This is a genomic window from Sulfitobacter sp. 1A15106 (assembly GCF_043556995.1).
Taxonomy (GTDB): domain Bacteria; phylum Pseudomonadota; class Alphaproteobacteria; order Rhodobacterales; family Rhodobacteraceae; genus Sulfitobacter; species Sulfitobacter faviae.
This window is the reverse complement of the sequence record NZ_JBIFFM010000002.1, coordinates 320,078-336,941: the sequence shown is the minus strand read 5'-3', so window position 1 is coordinate 336,941 and position 16,864 is coordinate 320,078. Positions and strand designations below refer to the sequence as shown.

13 protein-coding genes are annotated in these 16,864 nt (G+C 63.8%); 8 read left to right on the top strand and 5 right to left on the bottom strand.

What is annotated here, in order from left to right:
* The first annotated feature begins 193 nt into the window (after positions 1-193).
* The 3 genes from ACGYKA_RS04250 (at position 194) to ACGYKA_RS04240 (ending at position 3,337) form a co-directional block, all read left to right on the top strand.
* On the top strand, positions 194-1,210 hold the full coding sequence (locus ACGYKA_RS04250; protein WP_394413443.1) for a C4-dicarboxylate TRAP transporter substrate-binding protein: 1,017 nt from the start codon (positions 194-196) through the stop codon (positions 1,208-1,210).
* Positions 1,211-1,307: 97 nt separating this feature from the next.
* Positions 1,308-1,937, top strand: coding sequence for a TRAP transporter small permease subunit (locus tag ACGYKA_RS04245; RefSeq protein WP_067260512.1), 630 nt, complete (start codon positions 1,308-1,310; stop codon positions 1,935-1,937).
* A complete protein-coding gene (locus ACGYKA_RS04240; RefSeq protein WP_394400591.1) occupies positions 1,937-3,337 on the top strand; it encodes a TRAP transporter large permease in 1,401 nt (466 codons plus the stop codon). Before ACGYKA_RS04245 ends, ACGYKA_RS04240 begins: the two co-directional genes overlap by 1 nt.
* 6 nt (positions 3,338-3,343) lie before the next feature.
* Here ACGYKA_RS04240 and ACGYKA_RS04235 read toward each other — a convergent pair whose 3' ends face one another.
* The 3 genes from ACGYKA_RS04235 to ACGYKA_RS04225 all read right to left on the bottom strand — a co-directional run bounded on the left by ACGYKA_RS04235 (position 3,344) and on the right by ACGYKA_RS04225 (position 8,250).
* Positions 3,344-4,450: an AI-2E family transporter gene (locus ACGYKA_RS04235; protein ID WP_394413440.1), complete on the bottom strand. Its 1,107-nt coding sequence runs from the start codon at positions 4,448-4,450 to the stop codon at positions 3,344-3,346.
* A 72-nt stretch (positions 4,451-4,522) separates the two neighbouring features.
* Positions 4,523-7,123: a chromosome segregation protein SMC gene (locus tag ACGYKA_RS04230; RefSeq protein WP_394413437.1), complete on the bottom strand. Its 2,601-nt coding sequence runs from the start codon at positions 7,121-7,123 to the stop codon at positions 4,523-4,525.
* Positions 7,120-8,250 carry an exonuclease SbcCD subunit D gene (locus tag ACGYKA_RS04225; RefSeq protein ID WP_394413434.1) on the bottom strand — a complete coding sequence of 377 codons (1,131 nt, stop codon included), beginning with the start codon at positions 8,248-8,250 and terminating at the stop codon, positions 7,120-7,122. Before ACGYKA_RS04225 ends, ACGYKA_RS04230 begins: the two co-directional genes overlap by 4 nt.
* Before the next feature lie 372 nt (positions 8,251-8,622).
* Here ACGYKA_RS04225 and ACGYKA_RS04220 point away from each other — a divergent pair, with 372 nt between their 5' ends.
* The 5 genes from ACGYKA_RS04220 to ACGYKA_RS04200 all read left to right on the top strand — a co-directional run bounded on the left by ACGYKA_RS04220 (position 8,623) and on the right by ACGYKA_RS04200 (position 15,122).
* The gene (locus ACGYKA_RS04220; RefSeq protein WP_394413431.1) at positions 8,623-11,502 is read left to right on the top strand and encodes a response regulator; all 2,880 of its coding nucleotides are present in this window, start codon (positions 8,623-8,625) and stop codon (positions 11,500-11,502) included.
* A 760-nt stretch (positions 11,503-12,262) separates the two neighbouring features.
* Entirely contained in the window at positions 12,263-12,565 is a 303-nt protein-coding gene (locus ACGYKA_RS04215; RefSeq protein ID WP_394413428.1) for a hypothetical protein, read from the top strand.
* Between the two features lie 73 nt (positions 12,566-12,638).
* Entirely contained in the window at positions 12,639-14,138 is a 1,500-nt protein-coding gene (gene istA, locus ACGYKA_RS04210) for an IS21 family transposase (RefSeq protein ID WP_394417691.1), read from the top strand.
* Positions 14,135-14,866, top strand: coding sequence for an IS21-like element helper ATPase IstB (gene istB, locus ACGYKA_RS04205; RefSeq protein WP_386375574.1), 732 nt, complete (start codon positions 14,135-14,137; stop codon positions 14,864-14,866). The genes istA and istB overlap by 4 nt, the downstream gene beginning before the upstream one ends.
* Positions 14,867-14,987: 121 nt before the next feature.
* Positions 14,988-15,122 carry a hypothetical protein gene (locus ACGYKA_RS04200; RefSeq protein WP_394413421.1) on the top strand — a complete coding sequence of 45 codons (135 nt, stop codon included), beginning with the start codon at positions 14,988-14,990 and terminating at the stop codon, positions 15,120-15,122.
* 25 nt (positions 15,123-15,147) lie between these two features.
* Here ACGYKA_RS04200 and ACGYKA_RS04195 read toward each other — a convergent pair whose 3' ends face one another.
* Positions 15,148-15,645: an AAA family ATPase gene (locus ACGYKA_RS04195; protein ID WP_394413418.1), complete on the bottom strand. Its 498-nt coding sequence runs from the start codon at positions 15,643-15,645 to the stop codon at positions 15,148-15,150.
* A gap of 79 nt (positions 15,646-15,724) precedes the next feature.
* A complete protein-coding gene (locus tag ACGYKA_RS04190) occupies positions 15,725-16,765 on the bottom strand; it encodes an AraC family transcriptional regulator (RefSeq protein ID WP_394413415.1) in 1,041 nt (346 codons plus the stop codon).
* Positions 16,766-16,864: the final 99 nt, after the last annotated feature.

The window sequence follows — 16,864 nt, the reverse complement described above, 5'->3', positions numbered from 1 at the left end:
CGATTCCTGTAAATTTTTCGCTCTTGCCCGGTGATTGGCGCGGTTTTTCAAAGCCTTGCCAGTCAAACTTGGCGCTACTGTCTTGCGGCTGTCGTATTTGCGCGGCATGACGGGGTTGGCAGGCCAGCCCCCGCGGGGTAGCCTGTGCGCCAATCCGCCCACCCAAGGGCGGCAACTATGGGAGAGAGCCATCATGAAAAATCTGCTCAGCGGTGCCGCCGCCTGTGCGCTGACTGTCGCGTTTGTAAGCGAAGCTGCCGCGACCGAATGGAACGCCTCGGTCTGGGGCAAGCGCCGCGCCTTCACCGAACATGTGGAAAAGATTGCCGAACTGGTTTCTGAGAAGACCGACGGCGAATTCACCATCAACGTCAGCTACGGCGGCCTGTCCAAGAACCGTGAGAACCTCGACGGTATCTCCATCGGCGCTTTCGAGATGGCCCAGTTCTGCGCCGGCTACCACGCCGATAAGAACCGCGCGATCACCGTGCTGGAACTGCCGTTTCTGGGGGTCAGCAACCTTGAAGAGGAAGTCGCGGTTTCCAAAGCGGTCTATGACCACCCCGCCGTCGCCAAAGAGATGGCGCAGTGGAACGCGAAAATGCTGATGACCTCGCCCATGCCGCAGTACAACCTTGTCGGCACCGGCGATCCGCGCACCACGCTGGAAGATTTCGACGGCATGCGCGTCCGCGCCACCGGCGGTCTGGGCAAAGCCTTTGAAGCTGTCGGCGCCGTGCCCACATCCGTGACCGCGACCGAAGCCTATAACGCGATGGAATCGGGTGTCGTTGACACCGTGGCCTTCGCCCAGCACGCGCATCTGTCCTTTGGCACCATCAACAAGGCCGATTGGTGGACCGCGAACCTCAACCCCGGCACCGTGAACTGCCCTGTCGTGGTGAACATCGACGCCTATGAGATGCTGAGCGACGAAGAGCGCGAAGCGCTGGACAGCTCGGTCGATGAGGCGCTGGATCACTACCTCGCCAACTATGCGGAACTGCTGGAGCGTTGGGATTCCGTTCTCGAAGAAAAAGGCGTGGAGAAGGTTGAGTATTCTCCCGAAGTCATCGCCGAGTTCAAAGAGAAAGCCGCCGATCCCGCGCGCGAAGCATGGATCGAAAACATGGAAGCGCAGGGCATCCCGGGTCAGGAACTCTATGACCTCGTGATGGAGACGCTGGAAAAAGAGCGTGCCTCGAACTAAGCCCAGCCGGGCATGACTGTGAGGGCCGTGCGGATTGACCGCGCGGCCCTTTCGACTTCCAAAACGCAACAAACAGACTTTCTGAAAAGGAGAGCCGATGGCCGGATCATCCGCCGTGCTGGAGGACAGCAGCCTCCTCAGCCGCCTCGACCGGGGCCTGCTGAAGCTGGAAACCTTCTTTGCCCTGATCTCGGGGCTTGCCGTTTTCTCACTGATGATACTGGCCGTCTGGTCCGTGGGGGGGCGCAAGTTCTTTTCCACGCCGCTGGCGGGCTATGTCGACTGGATCGAAGCGGCGATGCCTTTCATCGCCATCATGGGCATCGCCTATACCCAACGCATGGGCGGCCATGTGCGCATGGACATCCTGATCGGCCAGCTCAAGGGCCGCGCGCTTTGGGCGGCGGAACTGCTGTCGGTGGTGCTGATCCTTTTGCTGATGCTGGCGCTGACATGGGGCGCTTGGGCGCATTTCGACCGCAGCTTTGACATGAACGCCCCGATGTGGAGTCGCGACAGTTCGATCGACATCGGCCTGCCGATCTGGCCCAGCAAGCTCGTGGTGCCGCTGGCCTTCGTCGTGATCTCCCTGCGGCTTTGCCTGCAAATTTGGGGCTATGGCCGGGCCTTGGTGCTGGGGCTGGAGCGCCCCGTGGCCGTGCCGCTGGTGCAATCGGCGGCGGAACAAGCAATGGCCGAGGCCGAACAACTGGATGGACGTGACTGATGGATCCTATTGAAATCGGCCTTTGGGTCTCGGGCGGTATGCTCGTCATGGTGGTGCTTGGCATGCGGGTGGCCTTTGCCGCGGCCATGGCTGGGCTTGTCGGCCTGATCTGGATTTTCTGGGCCAAGAAGGGCATGGAGTGGGACCAGCTCGGCTGGGCGCTGACCGTGGCGATCAAAACCGCGGGCCAAGTGCCGCACTCGAAGGTATCGAGCCAGACCCTCTCGCTTATCCCGACCTTCATTCTGATCGGCTTTTTGGCCTATTACGCGGGCCTGACCAAGGCGATCTTTGAGGCGGCGAAACGTTGGTTCGCCTGGGTGCCGGGCGGTTTGGCGGTCTCGACCGTTTTCGCCACGGCGGGCTTCGCGGCAGTGTCAGGCGCGTCGGTCGCGACCGCGGCGGTCTTTGCCCGTATCGCCATCCCCGAAATGCTCAAGATCGGCTATAACAAGCAATTCGCAGCCGGTGTCGTGGCGGCAGGGGGCACGCTGGCCTCATTGATCCCGCCCTCGGCGATCCTCGTGATCTACGCGATCATCGTTGAGCAGGACGTGGGCAAGTTGCTGCTCGCGGGCTTTATCCCGGGTGCCTTCTCGGCGGTGGTCTATGCGGTGTTGATCATCGGCATCGCGATGATCTGGAAAAGCGTCGGCCCGCCGGTGCGCGGCTTTACATGGGGCGAGCGATTTGCCTCGCTCCCCGCTGCGATGCCGATTGTCGCCGTGGTCGTGATCATCATCTTTTTCGTCTACAACCCCTTCGGCGACGCTTGGGGCACCCCGACCGAGGGCGGGGCCGTGGGCGCCTTTATCGTCTTCTGCATGGCCGTCTTCCGTGGCATGCGGCTGGCCGAGTTGAAGGACGCGCTGCTGGAGACCGCGAAGCTGACGGTGATGATCTTTACCATCATCTGGGGCGTGCTGATCTATGTGCGCTTCCTTGGCTTCGCCGATCTGCCCGGTGCCTTCGCCGACTGGATTTCCTCGCTCGAAACCTCGCCGATGCTGATCCTGATCTGCATCCTCTTGGCCTATGCCGTGCTGGGGATGTTCATGGACGCCATCGGGATGCTGCTGCTGACGCTGCCGGTGGTCTATCCGGCGGTCATGGCGCTTAACGGGGGCGAGATGGTCTCGGCCGCCGACAGTGCCTTTGGCATGTCGGGTCCGATGTGCGCGATCTGGTTCGGCATTCTGGTAGTGAAGATGGCGGAGTTCTGTCTGATCACCCCGCCAATCGGCCTCAACTGCTTTGTCGTCGCGGGCGTGCGCCCCGACCTCAGCGTGCAGGACGTGTTCCGCGGCGTGATGCCCTTCTTCATCGCTGACGCAGTCACAATCGGCCTTCTGGTCGCCTTCCCGCAGATCGTGCTCTGGCTGCCGTCCCTCGCGGGATAAGCGGCCCTAGCCACCGCGCTTTTCCGCGGCGGGTTCATCCGCCGCGGTTGCCGCCACATCGGGGGCGGATTTATCCAGAAAATGCCCGATCATGTTGAGTGCGGTCACGTTCTCGCAGATCACCTTGAAAACCACGAGGAAGGGCACCGCCACCAGCGCGCCCGCAATCCCCCAGAGCCAGCCCCAGAAGACCACGGTGAGGAACACCGCCACGGTGTTCAACTCCAGCCGCCGCCCGACGAGGTAGGGGGTGACGAATTGCCCCTCGATCCCGGTGAGGATCTGATAGCCAAGCGGGGCGAGGATGGCATAGCCGACACTGTCGAAGGTCGCGATGGCATAGGCCCCCACCAGCACCGCACCGATCACCCCGCCGATATAGGGCAGGAAGTTCAGCAAGAACGCCGCCAAGCCCCAGACGTAAGGCACGGGCAGCCCAAGCGCGAAGAGGTAGAGCCCCACCGAGATGCCCAGGCCTGCGTTGATGATGGTGATGGTCAGCAGGTAGCGCGACACGCGGCGCTCCACGTCATAGACCGCTTTCAAGGCGCGTTTCTTGCCGGTGAAGGTCTGAAAGGACTGCACGAGTTTGAGGTAGAACAGATCGCCCGAGGCCAGCAGAAACAGCGCCAAGACCAAAGCCACCGCCACGGTGCCCCCGATCCGCGCGCCGGTATTCATAGCGTTGTCCAGCAAGCCGGGCTGTTTGACCACCACCTCTTCGGGCCTCCCGCTGCCATTCTCGGTGCCGATCTGTTCGACCTGTTCAGTGGCCGAGCGGACATCCTCGACCGTCTGCGCCCAGCCCTGCAGCTTGCGCCGTATCTCATTGCCCATGGTGGGAATTTCGTCAGACCAAGTCGCCACGGTGCCCGCCGACAGGCCAGCCAGCACAAAGATGATCAGTCCGACACAGCCAATCAGCAGCACGGCACCCAATGGGGCGGAGATGCCGAATTTCTCGAAAGAGCGGATCAGCGGGCTGAGCGTCAGCGCAAGGAGGAAGCCCAGCAGGATCGGCAGCAGCAGGTCCTTGGCAAAATAGGCCGTCACGAAGAGGGCGATCAGAACCAGCACCTCCAGCAGCCGTCTGATCGCGGCGATATCGTTCAATGTCTTCCCCCCAGATGCCCTGCGCATACGTCAGGAGGCTAACGCCGAACGGGGGGAAAAGTTCATTCGGCGCTAGGGGGCCACCGCTTGAAGCCGCAAAGCCTGCCCGCCAAGGGCGCGAAAGGCGCGTTGGCGGCAGGTCAGGACGATGATCTGCATATCCCCCGCTTGCCGGTGCAGCGCGTCGAACATCCGCTCGATCCGGTCGTCATCGGTAAAGACCAGCGCGTCGTCCAAGATCACCGGCGCGATACGCCCCGCCCGGGCCAGCATCCGCGCGAAGGCCAACCGCACCAGCAGGGCCACCTGTTCCTGCGTGCCGCCCGAAAGGACCTCGATCGGCTCTTCCCGGCCCTCACGGATCAGCGCGTGGGGCAGGAGCGATTCCTCGCCCCATGTCAGTTCCGCATCGGGCCAAAGCAGTTGCAGCAGCGGTTTGAGTTCTTTGACGATGGGGGTGAAATAGCGCTCTCGCGCCTCGTTCCTTGCGTCCTGCAAGGCCTCTTGCAGCCGGGTCAGCACCGCGACCTCATGGGCGATCCGGCCAAGGCCCGCTTCGGCGGCTTGCAATTGGTCTTCGGTCTCGGCCAGCCGTTCCTCCACCGCGTCGCCAGAGGCGCGGGTGATGCGTTCGCTCAGCCGGGCCAGCAGGGGGTGCAGGCGGGCGATCTCTTCTCGGGCCTGCGTCTCGACCGATTCCGCGCGGGTGAGCGCGGCCTGAAGGCTGGCCGCATCCGGCGCGTCTTTGGCCTTCTCTGCATGGGCGAGGCGGGCGGCCTCCAGCGCGGCGGCGGTGGTGACGGTTTGGGCGGCGAGGTCTTTTTCTGTGACATCGCCCAGCTTGGCCTGCTGCGCCTCGGCGCGCTGCAGCCGGTCGGTGAGCGAGGCAAGCTGCGCTTCCTTGCCCGCCGCATCGGCCTTGGCATCGGCCAGCGCCTCGGCGGCAGTCTCACGCGCGATGCGGCAGCGCTCATGTACGGTCTGCGCGGTTTGCAGCGCGTCTTCGGCCTGCGCGAGATCCGGCGCGCCGGAGACCTCTTCCGGCGCAGGAATGGCGGCGAGGGCTTGGTGCAGCGCGTCGATCCCATCGGGGGCGAGGCTGGCCAGCACGGCTTTCGCCTCGCCCTGCCGCGCGGCGGCCTCGGCACGGGCAGCCCCGGCGGCGCGGGCCTGCGCCAGATCAGCTGCGCCGATCTCGTCAAGGGCGGTTTGCAACCGGGCCGCGGCGGCGTCGACGGAGCCGTCCTCACCGCCGCCCGCGCCGGGCTCGATCTCCAGATCGCCGACCCCGTCGATCCGCAGGGTGGTGCGGCGTGGCAGGGGCAGGGGGGCGCCATCGGCCAAGGGGCCGTCATCGCCGTGGATGGCGCCCGATTGATTGGGGGCGTAGCGAACCGTCACCTGCGGGGCCGCGGCATCGCGGGCGGCGCGGCTGGCAGAGAGTTCGGCGGAAAGCCTTTCCAACCGTTGCAGCGCCGCGGCGTCCGGGCCGGATTTGGCGGCGGCTCTGGCGCTCTCCATCCGGCGGCGGGCGTCTTCGGCCTCTTTGATGCGCGCTTCGAGCGCTTGGCGTCGGTCAGCGCCGTCGCGGGCCGCACGGGCGCGGAGGGCGTGGCGGTGGTCATCCTCGGCGGTTTTGAGCGCTGTTCGGGCCTCGGCGGCGGCGGCCTCTGCGGCCTCCAACGTGGCGCGACGGTCTGACAGGGCGGCGCGGGCCGCCTCCGCCGCTTCGCGTGCTGCGGCCTCAGCGCGGCGGGCGGCCTTTTGCTCGGCCTCTCCGGCGCGGTAGTTGTTGAGACGCGATGTGGCATTATCGGCGTTGAGACGGGCCAGTTCCACGGCCCGGCTCAACGCTTCCATCTCTTCCGCATGGCGGGTCGCGGCGGCATGGGCGGCGCGGGCGGCCTCCAGTTTTTCGCGCCGTTCGGCGACCACCTCGGGCGCTTCAAGCTCGGCCAAGGCGCGCCGCGCGCGCTGGCGTTCGGCCAAAGCGTCTTGCAACGCGCCTGCGGTCGCGGCCAGTTGATCGCGCGTGGCCATCAGCGCCTCGACCTGATCCTGCGCCTCTTTCCACGGCCCGCCGGTGCGTGGCCGTCCGGTGCTGGTGGCGTATTGCGCAAGCTCCTCGCGGCATTGCGCCAGCGCCTTGTCCATGCGCCGCCCGCCGGTCATCGCTTCCACCTCGGCCCCGACCGAGGTCATCAGATCGCGCCGCGCCTCCAGCGCCAGTTTCTCTTCCTTGGTCGTGCCACCGGTCAGCGCGGTCATCCCCTGCCGCACCCAGATCAGCCCCGAGGGGCCGCCCGCATCGCCGCCCAAAAGCTGCGCGATCCATGCTTCGGCTTCATCCGCCTGCGCGATCAGCTTGCCATCGCGGTGCACGGTGGCGAGGGGCTTTTGAAACCAGCGTTTGTGCAGGGCGAAACGGCCCGCCTCGGTCTCGACCTCGATGGTCACCTCGGGCGCGCCGCCCGCATGGGGGCGCAGGGCCGCTACCTCTTTGTCGCGCGAGCCGAAGGGTTTGAAGAACAGCGCCTGTATCGCGTCGAAGAGGGTGGATTTGCCGTGTTCATTCGGCTCGCTTAGCACGTTGATCCCATCGCCGATTCCGGTGACCTGCGCGGGGTCGGTGAAACGGCGCACGTTGTTGAGGGTGATGGCGCGGATTTTCATGTTTTTGCCCCCTGCACATAGGCGTGAAGCCGGGCCAGCGCATCGGCGGCCACGTCACGGTCGGATTGGGGAAGGGTCTCGGACTGCGCCTCGCTCACCAAGGTTTCCGCCGCCATGCGCAGCGCGCCGCCGCGGTCGATCTCATCAAGGTCCGCGGCTTCATACTGCGTGCCCAGCCCCTCGGTCAGCAATTCGAAATGGGCAAAATCGGGGGCGCAGGCTTGGGCCGCGTGGGCAAGAGCCGCGCGATCGGGAAGGCTTGCCCAGCCCCCCGCCTTGACGCGCAGGAGGTGGTCCCTGCGCCCTGTCTCGGGCAAGAGCGCCTGCAAAGCCGCCGCGACATCTTGCCGGGGGTGCAGCGTGACCTCGGCCTCAGACCACAGGAAACTGCCGGTCTCGACCTCTTCGACCTTGGGGCGCGCGCCGGGGCCTGCGATTTCGACCGCAAGGCAGACGCCACGGCGCCCGTGTTTGAACCGGTCCTGCTCGGGCGAGCCGCAGTAGTGCACCCGGTCAGAGACGGCCATCCGACCGTGCCAGTCGCCAAGGGCGAGGTAGTCGAGCCGCGCGCGCTGGTCCCGGTCCGGGGCGATGGCCTCTCCGCTGTCGGTGAAATCGGTGACCCCGCCATGGGCAAGGCCGATGCGCAGATGGCCCTCGGGGCTGTGCATGCGGTCCAGCGGGGCGCTTGGGTCACTGGCGCCCGCGCGAAAGGCGACGGGGCAGGGCAGCAGGCTGACACCCTCGGCCATTTCGACCGGGGCGGCTTCGGTGAGGGCGCGCAGATTGGGCGGTGCATCGCGGGCGATCACCTCCCACAGGGGTTCGGCATCGCGCAGGTTGTCGTGGTTGCCGGGCAGGAGCCACCATGTCACCTCCGCCGCCTCGCCCATGGCGGTGAGCGCCTGCCGCAGCACGCTGGCCGAGGGCGTCGCGGTGTCGAATGTATCGCCCGCCAAGAGCACATGCGCCGCGCCGTGATCCCGCGCGGCCTGGGCCAGTTTGGCAATGGCGCCATGCCGCGCTTCCATCAGACGCCCCCGGATATTGCCGTCAGGCGCTTGCGGAATATTCGCGAATTTGCGCCCGATATGCAGGTCGGACGCGTGGATGAAACGGAATGTCATGCGGGGGTCCTGAATGGCTTTGGCAAAGGGCGGGGGTTCAATAGGCAGAGGGCAATGGTCGATCGGCTGCGCGGCCAGCCGGGGCGGCCCATCGCTGCCACCCCATTCATCGCAAACTCAGCGCGGAGTGCAAGGCCATGCAAAATCTGCGCGAATTTCTGGCCCCCGGCAGGTTGCGCGCTAACTATGCCCGAAACGCGTTTAAAACGCAGCGGCGCCATTGCCCAAACCCGACAGTTCCGAGATAGGATAACATGTAGACCCGCATTCGAAATCCGCCCCCGCGTGGCGGGCACCGCTTGTCAGCTGCGGGCGTCCTCGCGCCCTTCGGCCTGTCGACCAGCACCTTCCATTGGATAGAAGACCCCCAAGATGAACCACGACTTTGAAAGAATCCTCCAAGCTGCGCCGTCGCCTTTTGTCTTGTTGGACAGTGCGCTTCGGGTGGTCTGGGCCAATGACGCCTATCTGCAGGTGACGGACCGCAAGATGGAAGGGCTTATTGGAAAGAACCTCTTCGACGAGTTCCCCTCGGACCCCGAAAGCGAGTCGGGGCGGATGCTGCGGGCGTCTTTCGAGCGGGTGTTCCGCGATGGCACCACGGATCACCTGCCTGTCATTCCCTATCCGATCGACACGGCCGACGGCAAAACCGAAGACCGCTATTGGAGTGCGACCCATACGCCGATCCTGGGCCCGGAAGGGGAGGTTGAGTTCCTTCTACAGCACACGCAGGACATCACCGAGATATACGCCGCCGAAACGCCAGATGACGCGCGCCCAAGCCCGGCTCAAGCCGCCGTGCTGCGCCGCGCCCATCAGGTGACCCAGCAGAACCTTGAGCTTGATACCGGGATCAATCTTTTCAAGATGATCTTCGAACAGGCACCGAACTTCATGGTCACCCTCATGGGGCCGAACCACGTCTTCCGCACGGTCAACGCCGCCTATATGCAACTGGTGGGCCAAAGAGATCTCATCGGCAAACCCGTCCGCGAGGCGCTGCCCGAGATCGCGGGCCAAGGCTTCTTCGAAATGCTCGACGAGGTTTACCGGACCGGAGAGGCCGTCAGCCAACATGGGGCCGAGGCATGGGTGCGCCGCAGCGCCGAGGGTCCGGCGGAACGTGTCGTGGTGGATTTCGTGTTCCAACCGCTCGACAACGTCCATGGCGAGACGATCGGGATCATGATCCAAGGCCATGACGTGACCGCCCATAAGCTTGCCGAAACCCGGCTGCGCGAGGCCGAGGAACGGTTCCGCACCATGGCCCATACCATGCCGGTTCATGTCTGGACCGCCACCGCCGATGGGCGTCTCGATTGGATCAGCGATCAGGTCTACGCCTTTTCGGGCGCGGAACCGGGCAGTCTGGTGGGCGACGCTTGGCCGACGATCATTCACCCCGATGACCGCGCGGAGGCGATCGCGACTTGGGCCTATGCGGTGGAGACCGGTACGGTCTATGCGACCGAGTTTCGTCTGCGGCGGGCCGATGGGGCCTATTGCTGGCATCTGGTGCGCGGCGCACCAATCCGGGACGACCAAGGCGCTTTGATGCGGTGGGTCGGCACGAATTCCGACATTCACGAACAAAAAGAACTGTCGCGCCAGTTGGCCGATCTGAACACGACGTTGGAAGAGCGTGTCGAGAAACGCAACCGCGAGTTGGAAGAGCTGCATGACCGATTGGCGCAGAGCCAGCGGGTCGAGGCGGTGGGCAATCTCGCCGGTGGCATCGCGCATGACTTCAACAACCTGTTACAGGTGATGACCGGCAGCCTCACCATGGCCGCGCGCGAGATCGCCGCGGATTCGCCTGTGCGGGTGCGGCTCGATGCGGCGATGCGCGCGGTGGAGCGCGGTGCCTCGCTCTCTTCGCAACTGCTCGCCTTCAGCCGCCGCCAGCCGTTGCAGCCCCGCTCGATCGACCTGCGCGATCTGCTGCGGGATATCGACGACATCATGCGCAGCGCCTTGGGCGAGGGGATGGAGGTCGAGATCGACACGCCCGAGGCCCTCTGGCCCGCCTATGCCGATGCGGCCAGCACCCAGAACGCGGTGCTGAACCTCGTGATCAATTCGCGCGACGCGATGGAGGGGCGCGGCAAGCTGAGGATCGCTGTCGAAAACCGGCACGTCGGCCCAGAAGAACTCTTTGGTGAGCCTGACATGGTGGCGGGCGATTATGTTGAGGTCAAAATCATCGACCACGGGCCCGGCATCCCGGCCGAGACGCTGGCCAAGGTCTTTGACCCTTTCTTTACCACCAAACCCGTGGGCAAGGGCACCGGGCTGGGCCTGTCCACCGTCTATGGCTTCGCGCGGCAATCGGGCGGGCGGGTGACCATCGCCAGCCGCCCCGGCGCGGGCACGACGGTGACATTGCTGTTGCCGCGGGCCGAGACGGCGGCGGAGCCTTTGCAGTGGCATGACCCCTCCGAGATCGCAGGCGGGAGTGAGACCGTGCTGCTCGTCGAAGACGACGCTGAGGTGCGCGACGCCACCGCCGCCTTGCTGACAGATTTGGGCTATAGCGTGCGCACCGCAGAAGACCCCACGGCGGCGCTCAAATCAGCGCGGCAAGCGCCGGACTTCGACCTTGTGATATCGGATGTCGTCATGCCCGGCGAGTTCAGCAGCCGCGAGATGGCCGAAACCCTTCAGGCCGAGCGGTCCGATCTGCCGATCCTGTTCATCTCGGGCTATTCGCGCGATGCAATCGTGCGCGATGGCCGGGTCGACGCCGGGGTGCAGTTCCTTGCCAAACCCTTCACCAAAGACGCTTTGGCGATCAAGGTGCGCGATGCGCTGTCTTCGGCCCCGGTCACCTCGACCAAGACCGAGACCCCGGCGCAGGAGCTGCCCGACCGGCCCCGTCATGTGCTGCTGTGCGAAGACGACGCGCTGATCCGGCTCGATCTGGCGGATATCCTCAGCGGGCTTGGCACCGAAGTCACGGAAACCGCCTCGGGTCAGGAAACCTTGGACAGGCTGCAGGCTGGCGCGTACGACGTGCTGCTGATCGACGTGGGCCTGCCAGATATCTCAGGCGAAGAGGTGGCGACCCGCGTCCGGGCAACGCATCCCGATATGCCCATCATCTTTGCCACCGGCCAAGCGGAAGTGCCCGCTGCCGAGGCCCTGGGCCGCTGCGCCGTGGTGCAGAAACCTTTCGGTGACCGCGACCTTGAGCGGGTTTTCACGCGTTTGGGCATTCTAGCGCAGGCGGAAACGGCGACGGCGGTGTGACGCGGCCAGCCGCCCTTCGCGACATCCCGCGCGGGGGCGGCTGCGGCATAAGAACAGCTTGCGCCACCCCTGCAAAGCCGTGCAGAAGGCCGTGACCCAAAGACGGAGCCCGCCGCATGCGCGACCAAAACCTCACCCACGCCGAGGTTTACCGCGCCGCGCGCCTGAGCGTGGCACCCATGGTGGATCGGTAGGGCATTCTTTTTCTCGTTTTGATTCAGTGGCTTACAGGCTATTTCCGAGGTTTTTAGCGCTTTAGTAGCAGAGTTGGGCGCTCAAAGGTTTGAGCTTAGTTTCCAAAATTGATCGCCGCACCGGATGGGGCTCGATGCCGTCGAGGGCAATGGCTGGGGGAGGCTCGTCTGAGGCTTAGAGCAGGAACTCGGCCGGGAAATCGCGATGCGCGCAACATTTTTCTGCGCCGGCGCGGCCTGTGCGGTTTTGCTCACCTACGCATCGGCGATACTCTGGTTGGAATAGTTGAGTGGAACCGTTCTGCCGTTCGCTGCAGGCGCTCTGTTTTCTCTGCGGATGTGAGAACTTGGGGATAGAGGGCAGAAATCCGTCATTCGCTGCGCGCTGCGTTAACGCCGGCTCACAGGACTGAGCGGACTTTCATTACTCCTGCAGCGAAACGTTGGATCAAACTCTTTCTACCATTCGATTGACGCATGATCGTGTCGACGATATCTGCCGTCTTATGGAAAACACTACGACCATCGCAATGACTTGGTGGCTGGCCTCCTGACAGAGTGGCCGGATGACCAAACGTATTCCGAGGCCGCCGCACGGGCGGCCTTTTGTTTTCCAAGCTTCCCGACGTGCTGCCTCTCAATTCATGAGAACACGCAAAATGATCAGACCAACCATCTTGACAGGCGATCGCACGACGGGGCCACTTCACATCGGGCACTATGCAGGCTCACTTTCAAACCGGCTGCGCTACCAGGACAGCGATGAACAATTCCTTCTGCTGGCGGATTCCCAGGCCCTGACAGACAACGCGCATGATCCAGAGAATGTGAATTGGCATGCGAAATTGACCCACTTAGGTGGGTTATGAGCGAGTAAAATTGACCCACCTGTTTTCGTTAACATCCGCACAGGAAGTGCGGAGGAAAGAGCAGGTGTTATTGATGGAAAGTGTATCGAAGATCCGTCTGTGGGTGCTGGTTGAAGGGCGCTGCATCCGGTCTGTTGCGCGGGCGACGGGATTATCGCGCAACACGATCAAGAATTATCTGAAGGATGAGAGCCCGCCGAGCTACCAGCGCCAGGTCCCGCCGGTTCGCCACAAACTGTGCAACGGGTTTGATCTTCGGCTTCAAGATCTGTTCGATCAGGATCAGAAGCGGCCGCGCTGGGAGCGGCGGACGGCTGTGCGGCTTTATGAGCAGCTTGTGTCGGAAGGGTATACCGGTTCCTATTCGCCGGTTCAGCGATTTGTCCGCGATCTGAAGCGGGCCGGTGCCAGTTCGGGCGAGGCATTTATCCCGCTGCATTTTGCGGCAGGTGACGCGCTGCAATTTGACTGGAGCGAGGAACGGGTTGTCCTGGGCGGTGTCGAGCAGAAGGTGAAGGTTGCCCACTTCCGGCTTTGCCACAGCCGCAAGCCCTTTGTCGCCGCCTATCCCGGCGAGAGCCAGGAAATGGTGCTGGATGCCTTTGTGCGGGCGCTGTCCTTTTACAGCGGGGTTCCGCGTCGGGTGATCATCGACAATCCCAAAACGATGGTGACCTATGTCTCACGCTCGAAGGACCGAGTGTTCCATCCGCGGTTCCTAGCGTTGATGAACCACTATGTCATGGAGCCGGTGGCCTGCACCCCCGCGTCGGGTTGGGAGAAGGGTCAGGTCGAGAACCAGGTCCAGTTTTTACGAGGCCGTTTGTTTGTTCCCATGCCAGCCTTTAATGATCTGGATGCGCTGAACAATTGGTTGCGGCTACGCTGTGAGGAATTGGCAAACCGGCTCCATCCCGAGCAATCGGATCGCACGATTGCACAGTTGTTCGAAGACGAACGCGCCGATCTGCGCCCCCTGGGGCGGGCATTTGACGGATACGTGGAAAAGACCGTTCGGGTTCGCTCCACCTGCCTAGTTCAATATGCCAGCAATCGCTACAGCGTGCCGTCCCGATTCGCGGGGCAACATGTGTCGCTGCGCGCCTATGCAGGCCGGATCGTGCTGGTGTCGGGCCAGGATGTCATCGCCGAGCACAAGCGTCGTTTCACCCGCAACGTCAGCTACTTTGAGCCGTGGCATTACGTGCCGCTGCTGGATCGCAAGCCAGGTGCCTTGCGCAACGGGGCACCCTTCGTGGACTGGCAACTGCCCGATGCCATGCATCGGATCAGGGAGCGCTACATGGTCGGCAAAGGTGGGGATCGGGAGTTTGTCGATCTGCTTCTTCTGGCCCAGGATCACGGGATCGAGGTGGTTGAGACGGCTTGCGAATTGGCAGTGGAACAAAGCACGCTGCGCCCGCCCGCCATCATCAATCTGATCAACCAGTTGGTGGAGCCGGTCATCACGCCGCTCAGCGACGCCTATACCTATCCGCAGCTGACCCTTCGGCCCGAGGCCGATTGCAAGCGCTATGAGACGCTGTGTGCAGCCGGGGCGGTCGCGGCATGAATGCCCTCATCGACCAACTCACCGCCCTGAGGCTGCACGGAATGGCAGCTTGCGCCCATGATTTGCTGTCCGCGCGCAAGCCACCAAGTCTGACCACAGCGATAAAGCAACTGATCGACGCGGAGACTGTAGAGCGGCGGGTGCGCTCCATCCAGTATCAAATGCGCATCGCGAAGTTCCCCCATCACAAGGACTTCGCCACCTTCGATTACGGTGCGGCCGCCGTCACTCAAACCCAGATCGAACCGTTCTGCTCGGGCCAGTTCACCGAAGAGGCACACAACCTCATCCTGGTGGGCGGAACCGGGACGGGAAAAACCCATATCGCCATCGCGCTTGGAACCGCCTTGATCAACAATGGCAAGAAGGCTCGCTTCTTCAACGCGGTCGATCTGATCAATGCCCTGATCAAGGAGCAGGCCGATGGCAATGCCGGGAAGGTCATCCGGCAACTGTCGGCCCTGGATTGCGTTATCATCGACGAGTTGGGCTATATCCCGTTCCCGAAATCCGGCGGCGCACTGCTGTTCCACCTGATCAGCAAGCTCTACGAAAAAACCAGCGTCATCATCACCACCAACCTGGAGTTCGGGGAATGGGTCGCTGTCTTCGGCGATGCCAAAATGACAACCGCGCTGTTGGATCGCGTCACGCACCACTGCGCCATCATCGAGACCGGTAATAGATCCTACCGCTTCGCACAGAGCAAAAGTCGCACAGAAAAATAAACATGCCGCAAGCAAAGCCCCCAGACCGACTCGCTATATGAGGGCGGCCCGCCTGGGGGCTTTGCCATCCGATAGGCGGGTCAAAATCAAACGCTGAACCAGGGTCAGTTTTGAACGCTCATTGACCATCCTGCCGCCGCTTGGCGATATTATCGGCGCCGTCTTCGGTCTTGGCGCCATCGCCTGGTTCGTGGCCGTCAGCGTAGCGCTCCTGCGGGTCCGCCAGGAAACGCTCGGCAAGCGGCTCGCCGCCTGACCCTTGGGGCACTGGCCCCGGACGCTTACCGGGCCGGGGCCGGATGGACCTCGATCACGAAACCCTCTTCCGGCGCTGGTGGCACGAAATGGCGCGAGACCTGCCGGAACTGGTCCTCGGTCACAGCGAAGGGATGCAGGCCCTCCTTGTTCCGCGCCCTGAGCCGCGCGAGGCAGACCTCTTCCGGCACATCGAGCAGGTGAAGCACATGCGCGGCATTCGTCCCCATGAGGAGGCCGCGCAGCCAACCTCGCGCCTCGACGGTGTTCGCCTGGAAGTCGAGGACCACTGAGACACCCGCTGTCAGCAGGTCCGTGACATGCGGCCCGACGACCTCGCGAAACTGGCCGGCCCTGCGCATGTAGTTGCGCATCGACGTCAACTCCGCACCGTAGAGCGCCTGGAGCCAGTCTTCCTCGCGGATCACCACCGTCCTTGGACCGTGACCAAGCTCAGTCGCCAGCGTGGACTTGCCTGAGGCGATCCAGCCGCAGAGCAGGCGCAGGGTCGGTGGATCGGCCATGTTGTCTTTCACTTCTCGTCATACGGGCTGGGCCTGGGGCAGCGCCGTCAGCCCGAAGAGCAGCAGCGCCAAGAGCGGCTCAGGGTAGAAGGCGATCCTTGCGGTAGCTCGCCGGCGTCGTCCCCATCCAGCGCTTGAAGGCGCGGGTGAAGGCGCTCTGCTCGGAAAAGCCCGTCAGAAAGGCGATCTCTGCCAGCGAATGGCGCTCGTCCCGTAGGAGCCCTTCGGCCGGATCGCGGCGCGTCTCCTCGGTCAGGGCGTGGTAGCTCATCCCGTGCTCGGAGAGGCGGCGCTGGAAGGAGCGCGCGGAAAAGCCAAGACCCCGCGCGATCTCGGCTATCTTCGGTGTGCCCTCGCTCAGCGCCTGGGCGATGGCATCTTTCGAGCGGCTCACCAGATCGGGCGCGTTCGAAATCCGGGATAGCTTCACATCGAGATGCGAAATGGGATAGCGCGAGATCCCCTCGTCACCGAGGACGTTCGACCGATCCAGCGTTTCGTTTGCGTAGAGGATCGCGTCGAGTTCCGCGCCGAACCGGACCGGGCAGCCGAACCGATTCTCGTGCGCGGCGACGGAGTGCGGCGCGCCATGTCGCACCAGCACTATCTTGGCCAAGACCGGCTCCGGGCTGACCTGCCGGGCGATCGACACGGCGCTCGCAAGAGTTGCTTCGTTCGACAGCCGCATCCCAAGGCGTCTGTCGCCCGCCCGGTGCAGGATGAAGAGCGTGCCGCCCTGCGCCTGGCGCAGTTCATACTCGACTACGCTGGTCCAGAGCCGGGCATAGCGCTCGATCCGCGCGTAGGATGCGCCGAGTGTTGTCGCCGCCTTGAAGGCGAGCCACAGCGCGCCGTATTCGTCGAGCCGCATGGACGCGCTGGCGCGCATGGGCAGATCGGTGACATCGATCTGCGCGGCCATGCGCTCAAGCATGTCGTAGTAGCGTTCGGCCGGGATCATCTGCTCGGTGTCCCAGGGGCTCTCCGGGTCAATCCCGACCGAGGACAGCATCTCGCTGGCGTCGATGCCATCGCCTGCCGCGGCGACAATCTTGCGAGCAAAGAGCGACGTCACATATCCCATGCGCGGCAGTCTACGGCGCGGGTCGGGATCGGCCAAGCTCGACGCTATGCGGATGTCCGATGGGCTCGTTCGATCACGCCCGCCCCCGACCATCAGAAAGTGCTGCACCATAGACGAATGGCCGGTCTGGTGAAG

Excerpts from the sequence above, each read along its gene's own strand:
- ACGYKA_RS04230 (WP_394413437.1), bottom strand. The coding sequence starts at position 7,123 with ATGAAAATCCGCGCCATCACCCTCAACAACGTGCGCCGTTTCACCGAC.
- ACGYKA_RS04215 (WP_394413428.1), top strand. The coding sequence starts at position 12,263 with ATGACCAAACGTATTCCGAGGCCGCCGCACGGGCGGCCTTTTGTTTTC.
- ACGYKA_RS04225 (WP_394413434.1), bottom strand. The coding sequence starts at position 8,250 with ATGACATTCCGTTTCATCCACGCGTCCGACCTGCATATCGGGCGCAAA.
- ACGYKA_RS04250 (WP_394413443.1), top strand. The coding sequence starts at position 194 with ATGAAAAATCTGCTCAGCGGTGCCGCCGCCTGTGCGCTGACTGTCGCG.
- ACGYKA_RS04195 (WP_394413418.1), bottom strand. The coding sequence starts at position 15,645 with ATGGCCGATCCACCGACCCTGCGCCTGCTCTGCGGCTGGATCGCCTCA.
- istA (WP_394417691.1), top strand. The coding sequence starts at position 12,639 with ATGGAAAGTGTATCGAAGATCCGTCTGTGGGTGCTGGTTGAAGGGCGC.
- ACGYKA_RS04240 (WP_394400591.1), top strand. The coding sequence starts at position 1,937 with ATGGATCCTATTGAAATCGGCCTTTGGGTCTCGGGCGGTATGCTCGTC.
- ACGYKA_RS04220 (WP_394413431.1), top strand. The coding sequence starts at position 8,623 with ATGAACCACGACTTTGAAAGAATCCTCCAAGCTGCGCCGTCGCCTTTT.
- istB (WP_386375574.1), top strand. The coding sequence starts at position 14,135 with ATGAATGCCCTCATCGACCAACTCACCGCCCTGAGGCTGCACGGAATG.
- ACGYKA_RS04245 (WP_067260512.1), top strand. The coding sequence starts at position 1,308 with ATGGCCGGATCATCCGCCGTGCTGGAGGACAGCAGCCTCCTCAGCCGC.